We start from the raw sequence: 4,428 nt of genomic DNA, 5'->3' as shown, positions 1-4,428 counted from the left end.
TCGACGGCGGTTTCTCCGGCGACGACGCCGTGGAGCTGTCCCGGGTGCTCAAGGAGCACGGCTGCGACATCATCGACGTCTCCACCGGGCAGACCAGCACCGAGGCCAAGCCCAACTACGGCCGGCTCTACCAGACGCCGTTCGCCGACCGGATCCGGCTCGAGGCCGGCATCCCGACCATGACGGTGGGGGCGGTGTCGTCGATCGACGACGTCAACACCATCCTCGTGGCCGGGCGCGCCGATCTCGCTCTGCTGGCGCGGCCGCACCTCGTCGACCCGTACTGGACGCTCAACGCCGCGCTCGACCTCGGCTACCGCGACAAGACCGTGCCGAAGCAGTACAAGTCGGGGCTGCGGGCACGCCGTCGGGCGCAGACGCCGTGAGTGCGGCGGGCGCGGCCGCGGGCGCGAGTCTGGGCCCGTTCTCGGTGTCGCCCTTCGATCAGCACTACGGTCTCGAGATCGTGTCGCTGGGGGAGGGTGTTGCCGAGGCCCGGCTCGAGACCGGGCCGCAGCACGCCCAGCCCACGGGAGTCGTGCACGGCGGGGTCTACTGCGCCATCGCCGAGGCGATCGCCTCGGAGGGCACGAACCACGCCGTGCGGCCGTCGGGCCGGGTGGGCATGGGGCTGTCGAACAGCACCAACTTCCTGCGCTCGGCACCCGTGCCCGGAGTGCTCGTGGCGCGCGCCGAGGCGCTGCACCGGGGCCGCACCACGTGGGTCTGGGACGTCACGATCGGCGACGAGGCGGGCGCCGTGCGGTACGCCGTGACCCGCATGGTGATCGCCGTGCGCGACCTGCCGGCCGACTGATCTGTTGAGGCGCGGACAAACGCGAACCTGAGTGCAACCAACGCCCTGAGAGCGCCGGTGTGCACGACGTTCGCGTTTCTCCGCCGCACTTAGGTGCGGGGGCGGTGGGTCTTCGCGAGGGCGGTGGCCACGAGGTGGCCGGAGCCCGCGCCGAGGCCGGGGCCCGGGTGCGACGAGGCGCCGAGGTGCCAGACGCCCTTGACGGAGGTCTTGTGGGTGCCGGCCGAGGGCAGGGGGCGCCAGAGCAGGTTCTGATCGATCTCGGCGGAGCCCGCGTAGGGGTCGCCCGCGACGGCGTTGGGGTTGTAGGCCTCGAGATCCTGCGGGGTGATGACCTCGGTGGCGAGGATCGAGTCGCGGAGGCCCGGCGCCACCGACTGCACGCGGTCGAGCACGCGGTCGACGTAGGCGCGCACGACGTCCGGCGACCAGCCGCCGTCGGCACCGGCGATGGTTCCGGAGGCGTCGCCCTTCAGCTCGAACGGCACCTCCTGCAGCTGCAGCCACAGCGAGCCCTTGCCCTCGGGCACGCGCGTGGGGTCGAGCAGGTGCTGACGGCCGATCACCACCGTGGGGGCGCTCGGCAGAAGGCCCGCCTCGGCCTGGGCGCAGGCGACCCCGGTCGATCCGGAGCCGTCGCTGACGTGCACGAGCGGTGCTTCGTCGAGGCGCGCATCCGTGAAGGTCAGCGGGGCGTCGAGCGCGAGGTGCAGTTGCATGGCCGCGCGGCCGTAGCGGTAGCGGGCGGCCTCGCTGCGGGTGCGCGCGGGCACCGCGGCCGAGGGCAGGAGGTCGCGGTAGAGGGCGCCGGGGGTGGTGCCGGCGAGCACCGCGCGGCGGGCCAGGACGCGGCCCGAGCTGGTCTCGACTCCGGTGGCGCGGCCGTCGGCCACGATGATCCTCTCCACGCTCGTGCCGGTCACGATCTGCACGCCGTTCTGCTCGAGCACGCCGCGGAAGGCCTTCACGAACTCACCCGCGCCGCCCTTGACCACCGGCAGGCCGAAGCCGTGCATCGAGAGCGCCATGATGGCGAACATCATGCCGCCCGTCGCGCTGTCGGGCGAGAGCCCCGCGTGCAGCAGCCAGGGCGCCCACAGGCGGTCGGCCTCGTCGCCCTTGAAGCGCTCGCGGGCGAAGGAGCGGCCGCTCATCAGGGCGTCGCGGGCGAGCGACTCGCTGCCCTTGAGCTTGAAGGTGCGGAGGGCCTTCGCGGCGAGGCCCACGGCGGCCGTGGTGCGGAGCTCGGAGCCGAGGGCGCCGAACACGACGGGGGCGCGGCCGCCCATCTGGTCGAGCATGAGCCGGTAGTTCTCGCGGTCGGAGGCGTGCTCGAAGGCGGCGGCCGTGGCCACGGGGTCGCGGTGCGCCACGGCGGCACGACCGTCGGGGGAGATGCTGCCCGTGAGCGGGCCGTCGGTGTTGCAGTACTCCAGGCCCTGGGCGTGCAGGTCGGGGCCGAGGGTGGCGTAGGCGGCACCCGAGACGAAGAGCGGATGCCACGACGAGTACGTGTCGTGCACGAAACCCGGCTCGGTCAGCTCGCCCGAGGCGATGAAGCCGCCGATCTCGGGATTCTTCTCCACGAGGGCCACCGACCAGCCGGCCTTGCCGAGCTCGGCGGCGGCCACGAGGGCGTTGATCCCGGATCCGATGATGACGGCGTCGACTGTGCGCTCCATGACTCGACGATACCGGGCATCCGGTCGCAAATGGCACATTCATGTTACGAACGGAATAAAAGTGTGTGGTTTGTGCGCTCCGGTGATAGCGTGCCGGTGGAGGTAGCCATGTCAGCAGAGATCGTCCCCGTCGTCACCCGCCGTGGTGAGGAGCACACCGAGACCGGCCAGTCCGGTGGAGCCGTCCGCGTCTCCGGAGTGAGCATCCAGCACACCCCCGCCACCAAGATCTGGTTCGGCCAGGTCAGCAACGAGCCGGGCTACCGGTCGTTCCCCCACCACCACGGCGAGGCCGAGACCGGCGGCTACGTGCTGCGCGGCTCCGCCCGCATCTACTTCGGCGAGGGCTTCTCGGAGTGGCTCGACATGAGCGAGGGCGACTGGGTCTTCGTGCCGCCGTTCATGCCGCACGTCGAGGCGAACATGTCGACCACCGAGGAGCTCGTGTGGCTGACCACCCGCACGCCCGAGAACATCGTGGTGAACCTCGACGACGTCGACGACTCGACGCTCGAGGGCTACCGGCGGGCATGAGCTCCTCGCCCTCACTCCCGCCGACGTCCGCTCCGTTCCTTGCAGCGGTCGACCTGACGGATGCCGGCGGCGACGTCTTCACCGCGCGCACCCAGTACGTGCCCTGGCCCAAGGCCTACGGCGGAGACATGGTGGCGCAGGCGCTCGCCGCCGCCATCCGCACCACCGACTCCGACCGCCGGGTCAACTCGTTCCACGGTCACTTCCTGCGACCCGTCGACGTCTCGAGCGAGGTCTCGTATGCCGTCGATCGGGTGCGCGACGGCCGCGGGTACTCCACCCGCACCGTGACCGGGCAGCAGAACGGCAAGTCGGCGTTCATCGCGACCGTGACGTTCCAGGTGCCGGAGGACGGGCCCGACCTGCAGATCGACATGCCCACGTCGCTGCCCGCTCCCGACTCGCTTCCGTCGTCGGCCGAGGCCGTCGCCGGGGTCGAGGGGCCGGCCGCCGCCTACTGGGCCTCCGGCCGGAGCTTCGACATGCGGCACGTGCCCTCGCCCGTCTACTTCGACGTCGACGGAGCCGCGGTGCCCCACCAGGCCGTGTGGGTGAAGGCGTTCGACGCCCTGCCCGACGACCTCGATGTGCACCGCACCGCGCTCGCCTATGTCTGCGACTACACGATCCTCGAGAGCGCCCTGCGCGCCACCTCGACGCCGTGGGCCAGCGCCGGGCTCGCGACCGCGAGCCTCGACCACGCCATGTGGTTCCACCGCGACGGCCGCGCCGACGAGTGGGTGCTCTACGCCCAGCAGCTGCAGTCGCTGCAGAGCTCGCGCGCGCTCGTGCACGGCTCCTTCTTCTCCACCGACGGGCGGCTGCTCGCCTCCGTCGCCCAGGAGGGCATGATCCGCCTTCCCTCATCGACCCCTTCAGGAGCTTCGTCTTGACCGAATCCACGCCCGCGCGCACCAAGCAGACCGTCAACCCGCCGAACCTGTCGAAGCCCTCCGGCTTCGCCCACGGCACGAAGGTGGGCGACACCGTCTACCTCGGAGGTCAGACCGCCATGGGCGCCGACGGAGCCATCGTGCCCGGGGGCATCGTGGAGCAGTTCCGGCAGGCGTTCTCGAACGTGATCGCCACGCTCGAGCACGCCGGCGGCACGGCCTCCGATCTGGTCGAGGTCACCATCTACCTGACCGACATCCCCGACTACCAGGCCCACGGCCGCGAGATCGGCCGTATCTGGCGCGAGCTGGCCGGGTCGGACTACCCGGCGATGGCGGGGATCGGGACCACCGCCCTGTGGCAGCCCGAGGCGCTCATCGAGATCAAGGGTGTTGCTGTGATCGGGTCGGCGGCGGCTGCTGCTTCTTAGCCTTCGGGCTCGGGGTGGCGTGCCGCGGGGTGGATCTTCCTGTCGCGTTGCATCCCGCGTCCGCTTCGCGG

At 71.4% G+C, this 4,428-nt stretch carries 5 protein-coding genes and 1 pseudogene; 5 read left to right on the top strand and 1 reads right to left on the bottom strand.

Annotated elements, in window-relative coordinates; translation table 11 throughout:
- Window positions 1-386: pseudogene (locus Q0D57_RS00585) on the top strand (bifunctional salicylyl-CoA 5-hydroxylase/oxidoreductase); the annotation flags it as partial.
- Window positions 383-817: a PaaI family thioesterase gene (locus tag Q0D57_RS00580; protein WP_291036617.1), complete on the top strand. Its 435-nt coding sequence runs from the start codon at window positions 383-385 to the stop codon at window positions 815-817. The pseudogene Q0D57_RS00585 and the gene Q0D57_RS00580, both read left to right, overlap by 4 nt.
- Window positions 818-906: 89 nt before the next feature.
- Here Q0D57_RS00580 and Q0D57_RS00575 read toward each other — a convergent pair whose 3' ends face one another.
- Window positions 907-2,499, bottom strand: a complete 1,593-nt coding sequence (locus tag Q0D57_RS00575; RefSeq protein ID WP_291036612.1) for an NAD(P)/FAD-dependent oxidoreductase — start codon at window positions 2,497-2,499, stop codon at window positions 907-909.
- A 108-nt stretch (window positions 2,500-2,607) separates the two neighbouring features.
- On the opposite strand from Q0D57_RS00575, the gene Q0D57_RS00570 reads away from it, so the two are divergent.
- The 3 genes from Q0D57_RS00570 to Q0D57_RS00560 are packed head-to-tail and all read left to right on the top strand — an operon-like array spanning window position 2,608 to window position 4,357.
- Window positions 2,608-3,033: a cupin domain-containing protein gene (locus Q0D57_RS00570; protein ID WP_259529276.1), complete on the top strand. Its 426-nt coding sequence runs from the start codon at window positions 2,608-2,610 to the stop codon at window positions 3,031-3,033.
- Window positions 3,030-3,926, top strand: coding sequence for an acyl-CoA thioesterase domain-containing protein (locus tag Q0D57_RS00565; RefSeq protein ID WP_291036608.1), 897 nt, complete (start codon window positions 3,030-3,032; stop codon window positions 3,924-3,926). Before Q0D57_RS00570 ends, Q0D57_RS00565 begins: the two co-directional genes overlap by 4 nt.
- Window positions 3,923-4,357 carry a RidA family protein gene (locus Q0D57_RS00560; protein WP_291036605.1) on the top strand — a complete coding sequence of 145 codons (435 nt, stop codon included), beginning with the start codon at window positions 3,923-3,925 and terminating at the stop codon, window positions 4,355-4,357. The genes Q0D57_RS00565 and Q0D57_RS00560 overlap by 4 nt, the downstream gene beginning before the upstream one ends.
- Window positions 4,358-4,428 lie beyond the last annotated feature (71 nt).

The organism is Herbiconiux sp., assembly GCF_023264895.1.
Classification (GTDB): Bacteria; Actinomycetota; Actinomycetes; order Actinomycetales; family Microbacteriaceae; genus Herbiconiux.
The sequence above is the reverse complement of the archived record's forward strand: the minus strand, read 5'-3'. Positions and strand labels throughout refer to the sequence as shown.

Bases quoted from the DNA above. Each gene is read 5' to 3' on its own strand.
- Q0D57_RS00575 (WP_291036612.1), bottom strand. From the start codon at position 2,499: ATGGAGCGCACAGTCGACGCCGTCATCATCGGATCCGGGATCAACGCC.
- Q0D57_RS00570 (WP_259529276.1), top strand. From the start codon at position 2,608: ATGTCAGCAGAGATCGTCCCCGTCGTCACCCGCCGTGGTGAGGAGCAC.
- Q0D57_RS00565 (WP_291036608.1), top strand. From the start codon at position 3,030: ATGAGCTCCTCGCCCTCACTCCCGCCGACGTCCGCTCCGTTCCTTGCA.